Origin of the sequence: Paralcaligenes sp. KSB-10 (assembly GCF_021266465.1) — a bacterium.
GTDB lineage: Bacteria > Pseudomonadota > Gammaproteobacteria > Burkholderiales > Burkholderiaceae_B.
This window is the reverse complement of the sequence record NZ_CP089848.1, coordinates 2,317,941-2,338,023: the sequence shown is the minus strand read 5'-3', so window position 1 is coordinate 2,338,023 and position 20,083 is coordinate 2,317,941. Positions and strand designations below refer to the sequence as shown.

Below are 20,083 nucleotides of genomic sequence, written 5' to 3'. Positions count from 1 at the left end.
GGCGGCATGGAGCGCATTATCTATCATTGCTTTTAGAGGTTTTGCCATGAAATTCAGCGAATTCAAAGCCGGGATGGTGGTTACACATCCTCCTGTGGTCGTCAGTCAGGAGGAAATGCTGAGTTTTGCCAAGGCTTACGATCCGCAATGGTTTCATACCGACGTCAAACGCGCCGAGCAGGGGCGGTGGGAAGGCCTGATCGCCAGCGGCTGGCTGACCTGTAGCTTGGCCATGCGCATGGCGGTCGATGCAGCCCTGCATGACTCCGAGTCTTTTGGTTCGCCTGGCCTGGAAAAGCTGCGCTGGCTGCTGCCGGTGCGTCCCGACGACGCGATCCACCTGGAGGCAACGGTGGATTCGGTGCGTATTTCATCAAGCCGCGACGACCTGGGCATCATGCGCTGGACCTGGCGGGTATTCAACCAGCGTAAAGAACAAGTGCTCGAGGTCGAGGCCACGAGCCTGTTCGAACTGGATAACGGCAAATAGGAATGCGTTTGCAGGGGCTCATGCGCAGGGACATGAGCTATCCGTTTCGTAGGGGTATCCCTTGTGGGCTCCGGTTGTTGCACCGGGCAATGCCGCCTAGAACCAGGGTTTTCGCCCGGTTACGTAGATGCGTTCGAAGTCGGCATTCGATTTGGTCAGGTAGATTATCCCTTCGATAAAGGCGATGATGCCTATGACGATGGAGGGCAGGCTGAACAGGATGAAGCCCAGGACGAACACCACCAGCATGATCACGCCTTCCTTGGTGTAGCCCAGATAAAACTTGTGTATGCCCAGGCCGCCCAGCAATATTGCCAGAATGCCGGCGAGGATTCTTTTGGAGGAATCGTCGGTGCTTTTGTCGGGGTAGATGGCGGTTGCCGTGTCGCCCTGCGCTTCAAAATCGACCTTCTGGCCCGCCTGGCCGGGCACCTGGCCGCGCCATTCCGTGGATGCAAAGGAGTAGCGTTTACCGTCGTCGCCGGCGATGAGTCCAGAGCCGGCATTGATATCCAGAATAGAACCTTTCATGCTTTCACCTCCTGCGTGTTTTTTCGGCAGTATATCTTGCCTGGGTCTCCCTGATAAGAAGAATTCGCGGGTTTTGGCGGGTTGCCGCTTCCGTATCTGAAGAATTTGGATGACAGGCGGTTACTAGGTCGTTTTTGGTTCGGGTTGTTTGCGGGATTTGATGTTTTGGTCGCTTTGGTATTTTAAGACGCCGTCTATCGGGGCTTGGGGTCAGGCCCGGCACGGCGTGCTTCATCCGGATTTAGCTCGTCAAGGCGGGCGTCGGTCGAACTCACTACGCCTCGCACACTGCGCGAGGCTCCGTTCAGACAGCGCCCGACGACTTCCCCCGCCTTGCCGAGCTAAATCCGGCGCACGCCTTACGCCGGTCCTGACCCCAAGCCCCGATAGACGGCTCACGTAATGGCATGCCTGGAATGAACTTGCCGGCCCAAGGTATACCTCGATGCATGACCTCAACGCTTCTCTCGCTGCACCGCCCACCCTGCGGCGTCTTTATAGAATTAACCGCCGCCCACACACCAATGCACAGCCAAAGCCATCGCTCAAGCCAGTACAGGCAGCCCAAATTCACACCCCAAGCCTAAAAACGGCTCAAAACGAAAGTCATAGAAACGCATTCAGCGCGGCAAACACTCGAACCAAAAATGCTCTAGGCTGCCCCTCTTGCAAGCCGTCTTAGAAAAACGCCTGGATGCCGGTTTGAGCGCGACCCAGGATCAGGGCGTGCACATCGTGCGTGCCTTCGTAAGTGTTCACGACTTCAAGATTGACCAGATGGCGGGCCACCCCGAACTCATCGGAAATGCCGTTGCCCCCCAGCATATCGCGAGCCATGCGCGCGATGTCCAGCGATTTGCCGCAAGAATTGCGTTTCATGATCGAAGTGATCTCGACGGCGGCCGTGCCTTCGTCTTTCATGCGCCCCAGGCGCAGGCAACCCTGCAGCGCCAGCGTGATTTCGGTTTGCATGTCGGCCAGTTTTTTCTGGATCAATTGTGTAGCCGCCAGGGGGCGGCCGAACTGCTTGCGGTCCAGGGTGTACTGGCGCGCCGTGTGCCAGCAGAATTCCGCGGCACCAAGCGCCCCCCAGGCAATGCCGAAGCGCGCCGAATTCAGGCACGTAAAGGGGCCCTTGAGGCCGCTGACGCCCGGCAGCATCTGCTCTTCGGCGACTTCAACCTCGTCCATGACGATTTCGCCGGTAATCGAGGCGCGCAGCCCCACTTTGCCATGAATGGCGGGTGCCGACAGGCCTTTCATGCCCTTTTCAAGGATGAAGCCGCGGATCTTGCCGTCATATGGGCCGCCGGAGCAGTTGGCCCAAACCACGAAAACATCGGCGATCGGCGAATTGGTGATCCACATTTTATTGCCGGTGAGCTTGTAGCCATTGGCTGTTTTGACCGCGCGCGTATCCATGCTGCCTGGGTCGGAGCCGTGGTTGGGCTCGGTCAGGCCGAAACAGCCTATCCATTCGCCGCGGGCCAGCTTGGGCAGGTATTTCTGTTTTTGTGCCTCGCTGCCGAACTCATTGATAGGCACCATGACCAGCGAAGACTGCACGCTCATCATGGAGCGATAGCCGGAATCGACGCGTTCGACCTCGCGGGCGATCAAGCCGTAGCTGACATAGTTCAGGCCGGCGCCGCCGTATTCGACCGGAATCATGGCGCCCAACAGGCCCAATTCGCCCATTTCGGCAAAAATGGCCGGATCGGTTTTTTCGTTTCGAAAAGCCTCGAGTACGCGCGGCGCCAGCTTGTCCTGTGCATAAGCGTGTGCCGCATCGCGCACCATGCGCTCTTCTTCAGTGAGCTGGGTGTCCAGCAATAATGGATCTTGCCAATGGAAAGAGGGGGCTGAGGACATGGGGGACTCCGGATTCGATATAAATAATTTTAAGTTTAAAGTATTTTTGCAAAAAACACAGCGCTTATAAGGGCCTCAAGCCTTCGATGCGAGTGCCTGCTGGCGAATTTTCTGCAGCGTCGTGGTGGGCGTGATGGTTTCGGGATCGATGATGCAGTGCAGAATTGCCGGCTTTCCGCTGGCCACGGCGCGCTCGAAGGCGGGGCCGAACTGTTCTGTTGTCTCGACCCGCTCGCCATGGCCGCCGAAGGCCTGGGCATAGGCGGAAAAATCCGGATTCTGCAATGCGGTGGCGGAAATCCGTTCGGGATAATGGCGTTCCTGGTGCATGCGGATCGTGCCGTACATACCGTTGTCGATCAGGATCACGACAATGGGCAACTGGTATTGCACCGCCGTGGCGAATTCCTGCCCGTGCATCATGAAGCAGCCGTCGCCGGCAAAGCAGACCACGGTTCTATCGGGCTCGATACGCTTGGCGCCGACAGCGGCGGGCAGGCCGTAACCCATCGACCCCGATGTGGGGGCAAGCTGCGTGCCGTAACGCTTGAACTGGTGGAATCGGTGCAGCCAGGTGGCGTAGTTGCCGGCGCCGTTGCACATGATGGCGTCGTCCGGCAGCGTGGCTTCCAGGTAGTGCATGACCTGGCCCATTTGCAAGGCACCCGGGTTCTGGATCTTGTCGGGATTGCGCCAGGCAATGTGGCTGGCGCGCAACGCCTGCGTCAGGCCTGACCAGGCCGGGGCCTGGGCGGGCTGCAGTTGCGCCACGGCGTTGGCAAAGGAAGCGGGCGATACATTAATGGCCAGGTCGGCGCGATAGACGCGATTCAGTTCGCTGCCGTCGGGATGAATATGGATCAGGTATTGCGCGGGTACGGGTATGTCGAGCAGCGTATAGCTCTGGCTGGCGATTTCCGACATGCGGCCGCCGACCAGCAGGATCAGATCGGCATCCCTGATGTACTGCATCAGTTCGGGATTGCTGCCCAGGCCCACGTCGCCAACGAAAGTCGGGTGATCGGTCGAGCACAGCATTTGCCGCCTGAACTGCACCGCGACCGGAAGCTGGTAGCGCTCGGCGAATTCGGCGAATTGTTGGCTTGCCTGTTCGCTCCAGCGCGAGCCTCCCAGTATGGCTATGGGCTTTTTGGCCCGTGCAAGTTGCTGGCCGAGCTCGGTCATCTGTTGCCCGGTCGGCGCGGTTTCCACGACTTCGTAGCGCGGGGCGTCGGCGACACTGGCCTGTTCGGTCAGCATGTCTTCCGGCAAGGCGATCACTACCGGCCCCGGGCGTCCCGAGGTTGCGATATGAAAGGCGCGCGAAACGATTTCCGGTATGCGTTCGATTTGGTCGATTTCAGTGACCCACTTGGCCTGGGTACCGAATACGGCCCGATAATCCATCTCTTGAAAGGCGTCGCGTTCGCGCATGGCCCGATCGATCTGCCCCACAAACAGAATCATCGGGGTGGAATCCTGGTGTGCGATATGCACGCCGGCCATGGCGTTGGATGCGCCCGGCCCGCGGGTTACCATGCAGATTCCCGGCTGGTTTGTCAGCTTGCCGTGCGCGTCGGCCATAATCGCCGCACCGCCTTCCTGACGGCAGACCGTGACCTTGATGGCCGCGTCGTGCAGGCCGTCGAGCACCGCCAGGTAGCTTTCTCCGGGTACGCAGAAAACATGTTCTACGCCATGAGCAATCAGTTGGTCGACCAGGATATGGCCGCCTAAGCGAGGGGTGAGGACGGGGGATGGGCTGGGTTTCATAGTTTGTCCAGAATAATGTGCGTTATATGCACAAGGCAATTGATAAAATTGCACAATGTCTTGCGTATTATGCAAGACACCGTTACGGTTTAAGAGTCCGATTCTACCGCCCACCTGGATCTATAAGTCATTCTAATGAGAAACGGCATACCCAATTTAGGCGCCTTGCAGGCATTTGAGGCCACTGCGCGCCTGGGTTCGTTTTCACGCGCGGCCGAAGAGCTGGCGCTGACGCATAGTGCCGTATACCGACAGGTGGCGGGCCTGGAAGATCGTCTCGGAGTACAGCTTTTTACCAGAATCCGGCGCCGGGTCGCGCTGACGGATGCGGGGGCGGAATATGCGGCACGGGTTCGGCATCATCTGGAGCAGCTTGAAAAAGACACTTTTGGCCTGGTGTCGCGTTCCGGCATGGGCCGCAGCCTGCACATTGCCGTCCTGCCCACGCTGGCCACCAACTGGTTGATTCCGCGCTTGCCGGATTTCAAGAAAATACATGGCGACATTGCGGTAAGCCTGTCGGTCAGGACTTTGCCGTTTCAGTTCAATGACCATCCTTTCGACGCGGCTATCTACCATGCCGGGCAGATGTGGCCGCACACCCGGGGAATCAAGCTGTTCGATGAGGGCGAACTGTTGCCGGTCTGCCTTCCTGAACTCGCACGGCAGGCGGAGCGGGATGGGCTGGCGGCGCTGACGCACCTGCACATGATCTCGCGGCCCGATTCCTGGCGCCAGTGGTATCGGCAGCATCACAGGGAATACATGCCTTCCATGAGCGGCGGCCCGCGTTATGAGCTGTTCACCATGACGATGGCGGCGGTTCAGGCCGGCATGGGTGTGGCGCTGGCGCCGCAGTTCGTCGTGCAGGATGATCTGCGGGCCGGCCGCCTGGCAAGTTCTTTTGGAGGAGGGCTGACAGTGAGCGAGGCCTATTATTTTGGCTACCCCGACCATAACGAGCGATCCGAGGCCTTGCAGGCATTTGAATCCTGGTTGTCGGGACAGGTCGATTTGAATCCATAGCGGGAGATACGGCATGAAGCAAGAGCGGATATTTTCCAATCTGATTGTTGTGGGTTTGGCGCTGCTGCTGGGCGTCGGTGCGGCATCGGCCAGGAATCTGCCCGAGCCGATCCGGAAAGCAATGGTTGCCGAGGATCTCAATCCGGAGGCGGGAACGGGGCGGGTCGAGCGCCAGGTGGTGCGGGCCAGGCATTTCATGGTGACCAGCGCCAATCCGCTGGCCAGCCGGGCCGGGGTCGAGATGATCCGGCGCGGAGGAAATGCGGCCGATGCCGTCATTGCCACGCAACTGGTCCTGAACCTGGTTGAGCCGCAATCGTCCGGCATAGGCGGCGGCGCGTTCATCGTGACTTACGATGCCGCGGGGCATCGCGTACGTACCTACGATGGCCGCGAAACCGCGCCGGCGGCGGCGCGCAGCGACCGCTTTATGCGCGATCATCATGCTATCCCTTTTTGGGATGCCGTCAACAGTGGCCGTTCCGTGGGTACACCCGGTCTCTTGCGTGTCTTGGAACTGCTGCATGATCAGCAGGGGCATTTGCCCTGGAAAGCCCTGTTTCAGCCGGCCATTCGAATCGCTGAACAGGGTTTCCCGGTTTCTCCGCGCCTGCACGCCTTGCTGGAACAGAACAAGGCCCTGCGCGAACAGCCTGCCGCCGCGGCCTATTTTTACGATGCGCAAGGGCATGCCTGGCCGGTTGGCCACCGATTGCGCAATCCCGCCCTGGCCAAGGTATTCCGGCAAGTTGCGCAGCAGGGCGCCAAGGCGTTTTACAGCGGCCAGATTGCCCGCGATATCGTTCATGCCATTGCGCATCATTCCGTGCCGGGCGACATGACTCTGGCCGATTTGTCGGGTTATTACGCCCAGGAACGGGCGCCTGTGTGCGCGCCTTACGAGGCTTATAAATTGTGCGGCATGCCGCCCCCCAGTTCGGGGCCGATAACGGTTATGCAAATGTTGGCCATTCTGTCGCATACGCCGATTGACACGTTTCCGGTCGATTCGCTCGAAGCCGTGCATTATTTTTCCGAGGCCGGAAAGCTGGCTTATGCCGATCGGGATTTCTACGTGGCCGATCCGGATTTCGTGGATGTTCCAGTGCATGCCATGCTCGATCCCAAGTATCTGGCCTTGCGCGCCGGGCTGATCAAGGCCAATCGCACGATAGGCGTGGCGCCGCCTGGCGATCCGGCGCATATGCGGGCGGTGCGCGGTCGCGACGACTCGCCTGAAATTCCGTCCACCACGCATATCGTGGCGGTCGATGCGGCATCGAATGTGGTTTCGATGACCAGCACCATCGAATCGGCGTTTGGCAGCAAGATTTTCGTGCGGGGTTTTTTGCTCAACAACCAGCTCACTGATTTTTCCCTGTCGGATGTCGATGCCCAGGGCAAGCCCGTTGCCAATCGCGTCGAAGCCCTGAAACGGCCGCGCAGCTCCATGTCGCCCATGATTATCCTGAAGGACGGCAAGCCCTATATGGCGATCGGATCGCCGGGCGGCAGCGCCATCATCAACTACGTGGCCAAGACCATACGCGCAGTGCTGGATCGCGGCCTGAATATCCAGCAGGCCATCGATTTGCCCAATCTGGGCAGCCGCAACCGCTTTACCGAGCTGGAAAAAAATACCAGCCTGCATAGCCTGGCGCCGGGCTTGCGCGCCATGGGCCACGAGGTGCGCGAAGTCGAGTTTCCCAGCGGCCTGCAGGGCGTGGTGTTTACGCCGCAGGGTCTGGAGGGCGGCGCAGACCCGCGCCGTGAAGGTGCGGCGATGGGCGGATGACTATACGGCGGGCGACCACAAGGGGCGCCCTTTGCGCCCGCCCGCAGCTTAGCGGAATACGACGGTGCGGCGGCCGTTGAGCAAAATGCGATGTTCCACATGGCCGCGCACTGCGCGTGCCAGCACCAGCGACTCGACATCGCTGCCGACCTGAGCCAGGTCGTTTGCGCTCATCGCATGGTCGACACGCTCTATATCCTGTTCGATGATCGGACCTTCGTCGAGATCGGCCGTCACGTAGTGTGCCGTGGCGCCAATGATCTTCACGCCGCGCGCATGGGCCTGGTGATAGGGGCGCGCACCCTTGAAGCTGGGCAGGAAACTGTGGTGGATATTGATGGCCCGGCCGGACAGTGCTTTGCACAGATCCTGGGACAGAATCTGCATGTATCGAGCCAGCACTACCAGGTCGATGCGTTCGCGTTCAACCAGTTGCAGAATTTGCTGTTCCTGGACCGGCTTGGTTTCGGGGCTGACCGGCAGATGGAAAAAAGGCACCTTGTATGAATCGGCCAACGGCGCGTAATCGTTGTGATTCGAGACGATGCCGGCTATTTCCACCGGCAGTTGCCCACTGTGGGTGCGAAACAGCAAATCGTTCAGGCAATGCCCCTGGCGGCTGACGAGTATCAGCAGGCGTGCCTTGCGTTGTGCGTCGTAGAGCTGGGCCTGCATGTCGAATTTTTCGGCCAGGGGGGCGAAGCGCTGCTCCAGTTCCCCTATGCCGATGGCTTGGGGCAAGGTAAAGTGCACGCGCAGGAAGAAGCACTGGGTTTCAGTGTCGCCGAACTGCTGCGCATCGATGATATTGCCGTGCAGATTGAGCAGCCAGCTCGAGACGCTGTGGACGATGCCGATGCGATCGGGGCAGGAGAGAGTCAGTATGTAGTCGTAGCGTGTCATGGTGTTTGATCAGATGTAGCGGGATCGCCCAGGGCCGCGCGGGTCGCTTCGGCAATCGCGAGGCAGGCTGTCAGGCCGGGCGATTCAATGCCGAACAGGTTGACCAGATTGCGTACGCCGTGGATTGCCGGGCCGGCAATCACGAAATCGGCCGCTGGTGAATGAGGGCCTGAAATCTTGGGCCGTATGCCTGTATATCCCGGATTTAGCGCCCCATCGGGCAGATCCGGCCAATAGCGCCTGACTGCGGCATAGAATGAATCGCCGCGTCGCGCGTCCAGCGTGTAGTCTTCGTTTTCTATCCATTCGGTGTCGGGACCGAATTTGGCCTGGCCGCCCAGGTCCAGCGTCAGGTGCACGCCCAGGCCGGCATGATCGGGCATGGGATAGATAAGCCGTGAAAACGGCGCCTTGCCCGCCAGGGTGAAGTAGTTGCCCCTGCAGAAATAAGCGTCCGGTATCTGTTCGGCCGGCTGGCCCACAAGTTTGCGCGCCATTGCGGGGGCCGACAGGCCGCAGGCATTGACAACGCTGTGTGCCGTGATTTCCATGGCCTCGGCTCCCTCGAAGCGCAGCAGGAATTCGCCTGAATCCAGGATCCGGCCGCTGCTGAATCGTGTATGGAAAACGCACTGGGTGCCGTGGTTTTCAGCGTCGCCTTGCAGCGTCAGCATCAGCGCATGACTGTCGATGATGCCGGTGGATGGCGATACCAGGGCCGCATCGCAGCACAGTGCCGGTTCCAGTTCCCGGGCCTGGACGCCGCTGATCTGGTACAGGTCGTCGACGCCGTTGAGCGCGGCCCGTTCGGCGATCTGGGCCAGCCTTTGGGTTTGCTGCGGGTCGGCCGCAACAATGAGCTTGCCCAGGCGCCGGTGCGGTATGCCGCGTTCGGCGCAATAAGCATAGAGCTTGTGCTTGCCCGCCACGCATAATCTGGCCTTGAGGCTGTTTTGCGGATAGTAGATTCCGGCGTGGATGACTTCCGAGTTGCGTGAACTCGTGCCGGTTCCGATGGCTTCCGCGGCTTCGACAAGCAGCACCTCGCGTCCGGCAAGCGCCAGTTCGCGGGCCACGGCCAGGCCCACGACGCCCGCACCCAGTACGACACAATCTATATCTACAGCCATTTATTCATACGTCCTCATGATTGCGAATGAGCCCGCGCGGTCAGGCGTTCGAGAGTGGGGTTTTCGATGGAGTCAGGTCGAAGTCGCCCGCATGATATACCAGCGGCTGGCCGAAGCTGCGGTGGCAGCGTTCAACCTGGCCGATAAAAATGAAATGGTCGCCGGCCTCGACCTGGCTTTGATTGTGGCATTCGAACCAGGCTGTGCAATGCGGGTCGTCCAGCATGAGGGTACCGTGCGGCGCGCGTGTCAGCGAGACTCCCTCGAAGCGGTCCGTCTGGCTGCCCTTGGAGAATTGCCTGGCCAGGTGCAGTTGCTGGGCCGCCAGGACATGGATCACGTAGCGGTCGATTTGCTGGAAGTGAGTCAATGAAGAAGCCGCTTTGGATAAGGTCCAGAGCACCAGCGGCGGATTCAGCGAGACCGAATTGAAAGAGCTGATGGTCAGGCCCAGGGGCGTATGCTCCTCGCGTGTTTCTGCCGTCACGACAGTCACCCCGGTGGCGAAACGGCCCAGGGCGGAGCGGAAGAATCGTGAGTCGAAATCGGGCAGTTGAGCAACCATTGACAACGCGGGCCAGGAATACAGCTGTCAGGGAGCCAGCCGGGTGCTGACCCACTGGTTCTGATCGTTTAATTGAAATACCAGGCGGTCGTGCAGGCGCGAGGGCCGGCCTTGCCAGAATTCGGCATAGTCTGGCCTGAGCCGATAACCGCCCCAGTGCGGCGGCCGTGCGGGATGCGCGCCCAGTGACTCGGTCAGGGCTTGCGTGCGTGCTTCGAGCTCTTGCAGGCTGATGGGGCGGCTTTGCGGGGACACCCAGGCGCCTATGCGCGATCCCAGGGGGCGGCTGTTGTAGTACTCATCGGAGTCTTGGGCTGAAATTTTCTCGATCGACCCTTCCAGCCTGACTTGGCGCTCCAGCGCCGGCCAGAAAAACAGCAAGCTGGCGCAGGGGTTTTGTGCGAGCTCTTCGCCTTTGCGGGATTCGTAGTTGGTGAAAAAGACGAACCCGCGCTCGTCGAAGCCTTTTAACAGCACCGTACGGGCCGATGGACGGCCGCTCAGGGTGCTGGTTGCCAGCGTCATGGCGTTGGGTTCGACGACCTTGGCCTTGAGGGCTTCATCGAACCACAAGGCAAACTGGTCGAAGGGCGTGGATGCCAGCGACGCTTCGAGCAGCACATTTTTTTCGTAACTTTGACGTATATCGGCGACAGACATAGGTGTAAAAAAGAGGAGGTCAGAGTGTGAGTTTACCCGTTCCGGGCCACACTGCTTTGCAGGTGCAAGGCGACCGCCTCGAGTTTTTTGTCGCGAATGCCCGCAAGCCTGAGTGCTTGCGCTGTTTCAAGCACATATTCGGTGCAGGGACCGTAATGCCCGTGTGCCCTTTGCACGATGGCGATAAGCTGGTCTTTGGACAGATTGGTGACGTAGGCATCGGTGGCGCGATCCATGGTAAAGGCCAGGGCCTGGATGGTGCCTTGCCGGGTACGGCAGTTGAGCCATTTCGGAATATAGGCCCCGCTGGGCATTTCTCGCTTCCAGAGTTCCTTCAGCGTGGCCGGAACGGTGTTTGCGGCGATCCGGAATGCCATGCCTTTGCAGGATCCGCCCTTGTCCAGGCCGAACACCAGCCCCGGCTGCTCGGGCGTGCCGCGGTTGACCCGCGACCATAGGCATAAAGCACGATGATAGCCATTGAGAAGAGCCAGGCGGCGTTCGATAAAGTCGAATTCGGGGCGCCAGACCAGCGAGCCGTAGCCGAATACCCAGATGTCCTGGCTGGGCGCCCAATGACTCAGGCTATGGTCCAGCGAGGCCTGGCGCTCGGCGTCGGTAAGCAGGCGGAAGCTTCTGCGTACAGGAGCGGGATTGAGAACGGCTGGACTATTCACTTTGTGATGATCGGACGGGTCGCGAGCGACGTTGCCCTATTTTAAAGCACTCCGGGCCCGGCGCGCGGGAGCGCGGCCGGCCGGCGTGTACACTGGCGCTTGTCGGCAATGTCGGTCATGGATATTGCCTGCCCGAGTCGTCCTGTTTTTTTACGTGCCCGCAATGTCCGAAACTTCTTTTATCGACACAGACCGCCGCTTTGGCGGCCTTGAACGACTGTACGGCCGGCCTGCGCAAGAGAGGCTGGCGGGCACGCATATTGCCGTGGCCGGGATCGGTGGAGTTGGGTCCTGGTGCGTCGAGGCGCTGGCGCGCTCGGGTGTGGGGGCACTGACTCTGATCGACCTGGACCATATCGCCGAATCGAATATCAATCGCCAGTTGCATGCCTTGACCGAAACCCTGGGGGTATCCAAGATCGAGGCCATGGCGCGCCGCGTATACGGGATCAATCCGGGATGTCGCGTGAATCTGGTGGACGATTTCGTGACCCCGGAGAACGTGCATGGAGTCTTGCCGCAGGATCTGAGCCTGTTGGTCGACTGCACCGATCAAGCCAGTGCCAAGATCGCCATGATTCTCGAAGCCCGGACCCGGCGCATGCCGATTGTGGTGTGCGGCGGGGCGGGAGGCAAGACCAATCCACTGAGTTTGCGCGCGAGCGACCTGGCGCAATCCCTGAACGATGCCCTGTTGTCCAAGCTGCGCAACAGCCTGCGGCGCCAGCATGGCTATCCCAAGGCGTCGGATCAGGCGGGCAAACCGCGCAAGCGAGTGCCGAAAATGGGTATCAGGACTCTATGGTTCGATCAGGCCGCGCGCTTGCCCGACGCATGGCAGGACCGGGAGCGGAGTGTGGCGGCAGAAAACGCGCCGGCGTTGACTGCCGGTATGCCCTCAGGCTCCGAGGTATCTGGACAAGGGCTGCAGGGTTTGTCGTGCGCCGGTTATGGCTCCCTGGTAACCGTGACGGCTGCCATGGGTCTGGCCGCGGCCAGCGAGGCCATGCACTATGTGATCGAGGGACGCTTTCCGGCGTGAATTACAGCGTCGCGTCCAGCCAGCCGCGCAGTGCGTTGGAGATGCGGATCGCCTTGGCAGCAAGCAAGTCGCGACGGGTGATCCTGGCCTCCCGGACAAGGCCGTCATCGAGTAGCGCCTGACGCTGCACTCCGGGCAACAGCCCGCACGCCAGCGGCGGCGTCAGCCAGGCGCCCGCGGCATTCTGAATGTACAGATTGCTGCGGCTGCCTTCGCAGACTTCATCATTCCGGTTGCAAAACACCACATCGAAAAACTGCGGGTATTGCGCCAGCCAGTCCTGGGCGCCGGCGTACCAGGGGCGGTGCGTGGTTTTGTGTTGCAGCCAGAATGCGTCGGCCTCCAGGGCCATCGGGCTGAGATGCAGCCGAACCGGCGGGAGTGTAATGGCCAAAACGGTCGATTCCAGCGAATAATGCCCGTTCGGGTCCAGCAGCAGGCGCAAACGGTAGCTGTGAGCGGCATCGAGCCCCGCCACATGATGTCCTATGGCCTGGAACAGCGGCTCGCCGGGCCAGGCGTGACCCAGGGCCGCGCAAGATGCCCGCAGGCGCCGGCTATGCCCGGACAACAAGGGGATGATGCGCCCGGGCTCAACGCGCATGGTTTCAATAAGCTGGACGGAGGACGCGGTCATTGGCGGGTCGGCAAGCTGGATCGCGGCTGCGCGTTGGCCAATAAAGCCGCCTGGCAGCCGCGTGCGTCTGGCTCTGCGGCGGTCTCGATTCCACTGCGCAACGTCGAGTCGGCGATGGCGCCACCTGGTGCGCCGATTTGCAGCACTCGCGCTTTCCAGAGGCATTCTTCCCATTCGAGCTCGGGTTCTGAATCGTGGACGATACCGCCGCCCACGCCAAACGTACCGGCGCCCGCATCATTGATCTCGATGGTGCGGATGGCGACATTCAGGGAAAAATCGCCATCCGGCGCGAGCCAGCCCAGGCTGCCGCAGTAAATTCCGCGAGGCGTGTTTTCGAGCTCTTTTATTTTTTTCATGGCGGCGATTTTTGGAGCGCCGGTAATGGACCCGCAGGGAAAGAGGGCGCGAAGCAGTTCTTCCAGGCTTCTTCCAGGGGCCTGCGCGGTAATGGTCGAGGTGAGAGTCCAGACCGAGGGATAGCCTTCAAGGGAAAAAAGTGCTTCCACCTTGACCGAGCCCGGCGTGGCGATCCGCCCCAGGTCGTTTCTCAACAGGTCGACGATCATCAGGTTTTCGGCGCGATTCTTTTCGCTTTGCAGCAGTTCCTGCGCCGCGTGCCTATCCAGGACAGGATCGGCATGGCGTGGTGCGGTCCCTTTCATGGGGCGTACTGTCAGGGTTGCGCCCTTGCCGGCCACGAACAGTTCGGGCGAAAACGACAGGATGATGCGCGAACCGTCTTCGATGTAGGCGGCATGCGCGGCCGGGTGCCGGGCGGCAATGCTTTGGTACACCGCGCGCGGTGCAGCAGAGGTTTTGACTTCTATCGGAAAGGTGTAGTTGGCCTGATAAAGCTCGCCGCGCCGTATGCCGGTTTGCAGGATGCGTATGCTATCCAGATAGTGTGCCCTGGCGGTCAGGGGGCGGATATCAAGCCCGGCCAAGTCTTGGCCGGGCTTGCCCCATACAGGCTCGTGTCTGGCTTGCCGGTAGACCAGCGCGGTCAGGCGCGGCTTGTCGCAATCTTCGCCCGCTGGCGGGCCGGCCTGGGTTGAAAGGCTTGGCGACAAGCTTGGCTCCAGCCACTCTCCCAGTTCGTAATCCAGCAGCAGGGCCACCCAATATCCCTTTTGCCGGGCCGCCGCAATGCGTTCGAAGGCCATATGCAGGCTGGCTGCCGAGCGGGCGGTGATGCGTTCACAGAAGCCCGCCAGTTCAATTGCCTGCCCCGACAGGCGGTCTTCAAAACGGCAAAGCATCAGCGGGCGGCTTCCATGAATGTGTCGAGCACGGCGCCAGTGTGTGACGTCTGTTTGCGTGCAATGACCTGTTCCGGCGAGCCTTCCGCCACGACACGGCCTCCGCCGTTTCCACCCTCGGGGCCCATATCCAGTACCCAGTCGGCTTCGGCGATTACATCCAGGTTGTGTTCGATCACGACGACTGTGTTGCCGGCGTCGACCAGCCGGTGCAGCACGTGTATGAGCTTTTCCACATCTGCCATGGACAGGCCCACCGTCGGTTCGTCCAGCACATACAGCGTGTGCGGAATCCGCGAGGCGCGCCCGGTCTTGATGACGCCTTCGGTAAGATGCGCCTTGACGAGTTCGGTCACCAGCTTGATGCGCTGAGCCTCTCCGCCCGACAGGGTAGGCGAGGGCTGGCCCAGCGTCAGGTAGCCCAGCCCGACGTCCTGCATCAATTGCAAGGGGCGCGCGATTTTGGGGTGAGCCGCAAAATAGCCGATCGCTTCGTCGACTTCGAGCTTGAGGACTTCTCCGGCGCTTTTCTCGCGTAGCGTGACATTGAGCGTATCGCGATTGAATCGCTCGCCGCCGCAGGCATCGCAAGGTACCTTGACATCGGGCAGGAAGCTCATTTCCAGGGTCCGCAGGCCTTGACCCTCGCAGATCGGGCAGCGTCCTTCGCCGGTATTGAAGGAAAAACGAGCTGTGCTCCAGCCGCGTATGCGCGCCTCGCGCGTATCGGCAAATAGTTTGCGCACATCGTTCCAGAAGCCGACGTAAGTGGCCGGGCACGAGCGCGGTGTCTTCCCTATAGGAGTCTGGTCGACTTCAAGCACCCGGTCGATCTGCTCCCAGCCGGTGATGCCGGTGCAGCCTTGCCACGTCGGCGCTTTGCGCAGGGACACGGCGTGGGCAAGATTCTCGAGCAGCACCTCGCGCGCCAGGGTGGATTTGCCTGACCCGGATACGCCGGTGATTGCACTCAAACGGCCCACCGGGATGCGGGCCCGCACATTATGCAGATTGTGCAGGTGGGCGCCGACGATCTCCAGCATGGGTGTCTGCCTGTCCACCGCCCGCCGGGCCTGCAGCGGATGATGCAGAGGGTGCTTCAGGTATCGGCCGGTGATCGATTCGGGATTGTCGATCAGGTCTTGTGCGGTGCCTTGCGCCACGACCCTGCCGCCGCGGACGCCCGCGCCGGGTCCGATGTCGATGATGTGCGAGGCGCGGCGTATGGTGTCTTCATCATGTTCGACGACCACCAGAGTATTGCCGTTGCCCTCCAGCCTGGCCAGGGCGTTCAGCAGGATCTGGTTGTCGCGCGAATGCAGGCCTATGGTCGGCTCGTCCAGCACATAGCATACGCCCTGCAGATTGGAGCCCAGTTGCGCGGCCAGGCGGATGCGTTGCGCTTCTCCGCCCGAGAGGGTGGGCGCGGCGCGATCCAGCGCCAGATAGCCCAGCCCGACTTCCTGCATGAAATTGAGCCGTCCGCGGATTTCGGTAAGGATATCGCGTGCGATCTCGGCTTCGCGTCCGTGACTGACCAGGCCGGTGAAAAAGGTCTGGGCGTCGGAGACCGGCAGCGCGGCCAGTTCGGCGATGGAGCGGTCGTGCCAGCGGAAGGCCCGCGCCAGTGGATTGAGGCGCTCGCCATTGCAGCTTTGGCAGGTTTCGGTTTCGCCTTCGTACCAGGCGTTCCAGGCGGTTTCCTCGCCCGTCTGCTCGGCGTCGAAGCCGCTCAGTTGCAACCCGGTGCCGAAGCAGCCAGTGCACCATCCGTGCTTGGAATTGTAGGAGAACAGGCGGGGGTCGGGCTCGGGGTAGCTGGTGCCGCAGCTCGGGCAGGCGCGCTTGACCGAAAAATGCAATTGGCTGCCGCCGCCGTTCAGGCCCGCCGCGCGGCGGTCGGCAAGCGGCGCGGGCGTATCCCGGGTGAGATCGAGCAGCACGCTCAGGCTGCCATGTCCATGCTCGAGCGCACTGCGTATGGCTTCGCGCAGCGCCGGCTCCTGGGCCGGGTCGATCAGCAGGTCGGCAACCGGCAGCTCGATGGTGTGTTCCTTGTAGCGGTCCAGGCGCGGCCAGGGCGCGACGGGTATGAATTCGCCATCGACACGCAAGTGGGAATGCCCTTTGCCGGACGCCCATTTGGCCAACTCGGTGTAATAGCCTTTGCGCGCCACGACCAGGGGCGCCAGTATGCCCAGGTGCTGGCCTTTGTGGTCGCGCAGCAGCTGGGCCACGATTTGCTCGGGCTTTTGCGGTTCGACCGGAACGTGGCAGGTCGGGCACATCTGTGTGCCCAGCTTGACGTAGAGCAGGCGCAGGAAATGATGGATTTCCGTCATGGTCGCCACGGTCGATTTGCGGCCTCCGCGGCTGGTGCGCTGTTCTATGGCGACTGTGGGCGGAATACCGTAGATGGCGTCGACATCCGGCTTGCCGGCCGGCTGGACTATGGCCCGGGCATAGGCATTGAGGGATTCCAGATAGCGTCGCTGCCCTTCGTTGAACAGAATGTCGAAGGCCAATGTGGATTTGCCGGAGCCCGATACGCCCGTGATCACAGTGAAGGTGTCGTGCGGGATCGAGACATTGATTCCTTTCAGATTATGTTCGCGCGCGTTCAGGATATCGATGCTGCGTCGTCCGCGCCGGCCGACCAGGCTTTGCAGCGGAGTACCCTTGCCGTCGCCATAGGCGGCTTGCGGCTCGGCAAGCGCCTTGGCGCGCTGCGATTCTTCCTCGTACACAATGGCGCTGGTGTAGGCCAGCAGGGCCCGGCCGGTGTGCGACAGCGCATTGCCCGTCAAATCGCCGGGAGTTCCGAACCCCACGACCTGGCCGCCGGCATCGCCGCCTTCGGGACCCAGGTCGATCAGCCAGTCCGCGGCCCGGATGACGTCCAGGTTGTGCTCGATGACCAGCAGCGAATGCCCGGCCGCCAGGAGCTTGCGGAACGCCCGCATGAGCCGCGCGACATCGTCGAAGTGCAGGCCGGTAGTGGGTTCGTCGAACAGGAACAGGCTGCCTTTCTTGGCCACCTTGGCCGAGGAGATTCCACTGCGTGCGGCAGCCGCCAGGTGGCCCGCCAGCTTGAGCCGTTGGGCCTCTCCGCCCGACAGGGTGGGAACCGGCTGGCCCAGGCGCACATATTCCAGGCCGACATCGGCCAGCGGCGCCAGCCCCGTTTGCACATCGCGCAGGCCGCTGAAAAACTCCAGCGCTTCGTGCACGGTCATTTCGAGCACCTGGTCGATGGAAGCGCTGCGGCCGAGGTGTTCGACGCGCACTTCCAGGATTTCCGGGCGAAACCGCTTGCCGTCGCAGTCGGGACAGCGCAGGTAGACGTCGGAGAGGAACTGCATTTCCACATGTTCGAAGCCGGTGCCGCCGCAAGTGGGGCAGCGCCCGTCGCCGCTGTTGAAGCTGAAGGTGCCGGGCGTGTAGCCGCGCTCTTTGGACACGGCGGCCTGGGCGAACAGCTTGCGTATGGCGTCGAAGGCACCCACGTAGCTGGCCGGATTCGATCGTGCCGTCTTGCCTATGGGTGTTTGATTGACCATGACGACGTCGGCGATTTGCTCGACGCCGAGCAGGTGGGCGTAAGCGCCGGGCGGCTCGGTCGGCTTGCCCATGTGCTTGAGGATGGCGGGGTACAGCACATCCTGGATCAGGGTCGATTTGCCCGAGCCCGACACTCCGGTGACGCAGACCAGCCGGCCCAGCGGGATTTCGATCGTTACCTGCTTGAGATTGTTGGCGTTTACGCCATCGAGCACCAGCCTGGGCGTGTTGGCGGCGACGGGCATGGGGCGAGGCGCTTCGACACGCAGGCGGCTTCCCAGATAGTTTCCGGTGAGCGTGTCCGCGTTGCGCAATTGATCGGGCGTGCCGTCGAAGACAATCTGGCCGCCGCGTTCGCCGGGCCCTGGGCCTATGTCGAGGATGCGGTCGGCGGCAATCATGACTTGCGGATCGTGTTCGACGACCACCAGGGTATTGCCGTTGGCGCGCAGGCGATGCATGACTTCCACGACCCTGTGCATATCGCGCGGGTGCAGGCCGATGGAGGGTTCGTCCAGCACGAACAGGGTATTGACCAGTGAAGTGCCCAGGGCGGTCGTCAGGTTGATGCGCTGCACTTCTCCACCCGAAAGAGTTCGGCTCTGGCGATCCAGCGACAGATAGCCCAGGCCCACGTCGCACAGGAATTTCAGGCGGGTTCGAACCTCGCCGAGGAGCAGGTCGACGGCAGCGTCGAGCGCTGTGCCAAAATGAATATCGGCGAAAAACTGCTGGACCTGGGCGATGGGCAGGCGCATCAGGTCGTGGATGCCCAGGCCCGGCAGGGCGTTGAGCTGTTCGCGGGTCCATTGCGCATGCACCGGCATGAAGCGCGGGTAAGGATCGTCGGCGCGGCCTTTGGCATCGCCCAGACGCCAGAGCGTCGCATCGGGCTTCAGGCGCGAGCCGCCGCAGGCCGGGCAGGGTGTGTAGCTGCGGTATTTCGAGAGCAGCACGCGCACATGCATTTTGTAGGCGCGCGACTCCAGCCAGTCGAAAAACCGCTGCGCGCCGTACCACTGCGTTTTCCAGGCATTCTGGCCGCCTTTCCAGTCGGCGGTGCCGTTGATGACCCAGTTTTTTTCGTCTTCCCGCAGGTCTTTCCAGGGCACGCTCAGGCGCACGCCGGCGGCGGGCGCATAACGCTCCATTTCGAGCTGGCATTCTTTGTAGCTGGCGGTTTGCCAGGGCTTGACCGCTCCTTCGTTAAGCGTCTTTTTTTCGTCCGGCACGACCAGGCCGTAGTCTATGCCCATGACCCGGCCGAAACCGCGGCACGATTCGCAGGCGCCCAGCGGCGAGTTGAACGAAAACGTGCTCGGCAAAGTAGGGGAGTATTCGATATTGCAGTGGGCGCAGTGCAGGCGGTTGCTGAAGCGCAGGACGGTTTCATCCTCGCTGCCGTCGTTTGTGGTGTGGATTGCCAGATGCCCGTCGCCCTGCTTGAGTGCCGCATCCAGGGCTTCCATGACACGCGCTGTTTCGGCGTTGGCATAGCGGAACCGGTCCTGCGTGACATGCAGCACCCGCAGCTTTTCGGTCTTGTCCGAACGGCGTCCCTTTCCTTTGCCTTTCGCGGCGGCAGGTACGGTGCGCGTAATGGTTTCTTCGTGATGGATGCGCGTATAGCCTTGCTGTTCGAGAAAACCGCGTACTTCTTCTTCGGTGAAGTTCGCCGGAATAACGACGGGGAAGGCGACGACCATGCGTGCCTGGTGCAAGTCGCTGCGCAGGGCCAGGTGGCGCTGGATGGATTCGGCGCTGTCGCGCTGAACCTCGGCCGCGCAACACTGGCAATACAGGCGGCTCATGCGCGCATACATCAGCTTCAAATGATCGTTGAGCTCGGTCATGGTGCCCACGGTGCTGCGCGAGTTGCGCACCGGGTTGACCTGGTCGATGGCAATAGCGGGCAAGATGCCTTCGATGCGTTCCACCTGCGGCTTATCCATGCGGTCCAGGAACTGGCGCGCGTAGGGGGAAAAAGTCTCTACGTAGCGCCGCTGGCCTTCGGCATACAGCGTGTCGAAGGCCAGGGAGCTTTTGCCCGAACCGGATACTCCGGTCAGAACCAGAAGTTCCCCGGTATTGATCGACACATCAAGGTTTTTCAGGTTGTTTTGGCGCGCGCCAATAATGCGGATTTGTGAGCTCATACC

General features: G+C 61.3%; 15 protein-coding genes. 4 read left to right on the top strand and 11 right to left on the bottom strand.

The genetic code is table 11. The features are described from left to right. Positions 1-46 precede the first annotated feature (46 nt). Positions 47-490 carry a MaoC family dehydratase gene (locus tag LSG25_RS10580; protein WP_232740907.1) on the top strand — a complete coding sequence of 148 codons (444 nt, stop codon included), beginning with the start codon at positions 47-49 and terminating at the stop codon, positions 488-490. 96 nt (positions 491-586) lie between these two features. Here LSG25_RS10580 and LSG25_RS10575 read toward each other — a convergent pair whose 3' ends face one another. The 3 genes from LSG25_RS10575 to LSG25_RS10565 form a co-directional block, all read right to left on the bottom strand. Further along, positions 587-1,021 (bottom strand): TM2 domain-containing protein, encoded by a 435-nt coding sequence (locus LSG25_RS10575; protein WP_232740906.1) that lies wholly within the window; start codon positions 1,019-1,021, stop codon positions 587-589. A 678-nt stretch (positions 1,022-1,699) separates the two neighbouring features. Beyond that, positions 1,700-2,893: an acyl-CoA dehydrogenase gene (locus LSG25_RS10570; RefSeq protein WP_232740905.1), complete on the bottom strand. Its 1,194-nt coding sequence runs from the start codon at positions 2,891-2,893 to the stop codon at positions 1,700-1,702. A gap of 75 nt (positions 2,894-2,968) precedes the next feature. Beyond that, entirely contained in the window at positions 2,969-4,666 is a 1,698-nt protein-coding gene (locus LSG25_RS10565; protein ID WP_232740904.1) for a thiamine pyrophosphate-binding protein, read from the bottom strand. Positions 4,667-4,801: 135 nt separating this feature from the next. On the opposite strand from LSG25_RS10565, the gene LSG25_RS10560 reads away from it, so the two are divergent. Further along, the gene (locus LSG25_RS10560) at positions 4,802-5,692 is read left to right on the top strand and encodes a LysR substrate-binding domain-containing protein (RefSeq protein WP_232740903.1); all 891 of its coding nucleotides are present in this window, start codon (positions 4,802-4,804) and stop codon (positions 5,690-5,692) included. A 13-nt stretch (positions 5,693-5,705) separates the two neighbouring features. Then, positions 5,706-7,487 (top strand): gamma-glutamyltransferase, encoded by a 1,782-nt coding sequence (gene ggt, locus LSG25_RS10555; RefSeq protein ID WP_370635843.1) that lies wholly within the window; start codon positions 5,706-5,708, stop codon positions 7,485-7,487. A gap of 48 nt (positions 7,488-7,535) precedes the next feature. Here the strand turns inward: ggt and purU are convergent, their stop codons facing one another. From purU to LSG25_RS10530, 5 genes are read right to left on the bottom strand one after another with little or no spacing between them, the layout of a single operon-like run. Continuing rightward, a complete protein-coding gene (gene purU / locus LSG25_RS10550) occupies positions 7,536-8,390 on the bottom strand; it encodes a formyltetrahydrofolate deformylase (protein ID WP_232740902.1) in 855 nt (284 codons plus the stop codon). Then, on the bottom strand, positions 8,387-9,520 hold the full coding sequence (locus LSG25_RS10545; protein ID WP_232740901.1) for an NAD(P)/FAD-dependent oxidoreductase: 1,134 nt from the start codon (positions 9,518-9,520) through the stop codon (positions 8,387-8,389). The genes purU and LSG25_RS10545 overlap by 4 nt, the downstream gene beginning before the upstream one ends. A gap of 40 nt (positions 9,521-9,560) precedes the next feature. After that, the gene (locus tag LSG25_RS10540; protein WP_232740900.1) at positions 9,561-10,085 is read right to left on the bottom strand and encodes a flavin reductase family protein; all 525 of its coding nucleotides are present in this window, start codon (positions 10,083-10,085) and stop codon (positions 9,561-9,563) included. Between the two features lie 27 nt (positions 10,086-10,112). Further along, complete coding sequence (pdxH, locus tag LSG25_RS10535) at positions 10,113-10,745, bottom strand: pyridoxamine 5'-phosphate oxidase (RefSeq protein WP_232740899.1); 633 nt, start codon at positions 10,743-10,745, stop codon at positions 10,113-10,115. A 32-nt stretch (positions 10,746-10,777) separates the two neighbouring features. Further along, positions 10,778-11,422: a gamma-glutamylcyclotransferase gene (locus LSG25_RS10530; RefSeq protein ID WP_232740898.1), complete on the bottom strand. Its 645-nt coding sequence runs from the start codon at positions 11,420-11,422 to the stop codon at positions 10,778-10,780. Between the two features lie 163 nt (positions 11,423-11,585). On the opposite strand from LSG25_RS10530, the gene LSG25_RS10525 reads away from it, so the two are divergent. After that, on the top strand, positions 11,586-12,464 hold the full coding sequence (locus LSG25_RS10525) for a ThiF family adenylyltransferase (protein WP_232740897.1): 879 nt from the start codon (positions 11,586-11,588) through the stop codon (positions 12,462-12,464). A 1-nt stretch (position 12,465) separates the two neighbouring features. On the opposite strand, the gene LSG25_RS10520 is transcribed toward LSG25_RS10525, so the two are convergent. Genes LSG25_RS10520 through uvrA form a run of 3 tightly spaced genes read right to left on the bottom strand, consistent with a single transcriptional unit; the run spans position 12,466 to position 20,080 of the window. Further along, a complete protein-coding gene (locus tag LSG25_RS10520; RefSeq protein WP_232740896.1) occupies positions 12,466-13,101 on the bottom strand; it encodes an aminotransferase class IV in 636 nt (211 codons plus the stop codon). Further along, entirely contained in the window at positions 13,098-14,363 is a 1,266-nt protein-coding gene (locus LSG25_RS10515; RefSeq protein ID WP_232740895.1) for an aminodeoxychorismate synthase component I, read from the bottom strand. Before LSG25_RS10515 ends, LSG25_RS10520 begins: the two co-directional genes overlap by 4 nt. Further along, positions 14,363-20,080, bottom strand: a complete 5,718-nt coding sequence (uvrA, locus tag LSG25_RS10510; RefSeq protein ID WP_232740894.1) for an excinuclease ABC subunit UvrA — start codon at positions 20,078-20,080, stop codon at positions 14,363-14,365. The genes LSG25_RS10515 and uvrA overlap by 1 nt, the downstream gene beginning before the upstream one ends. Positions 20,081-20,083 lie beyond the last annotated feature (3 nt).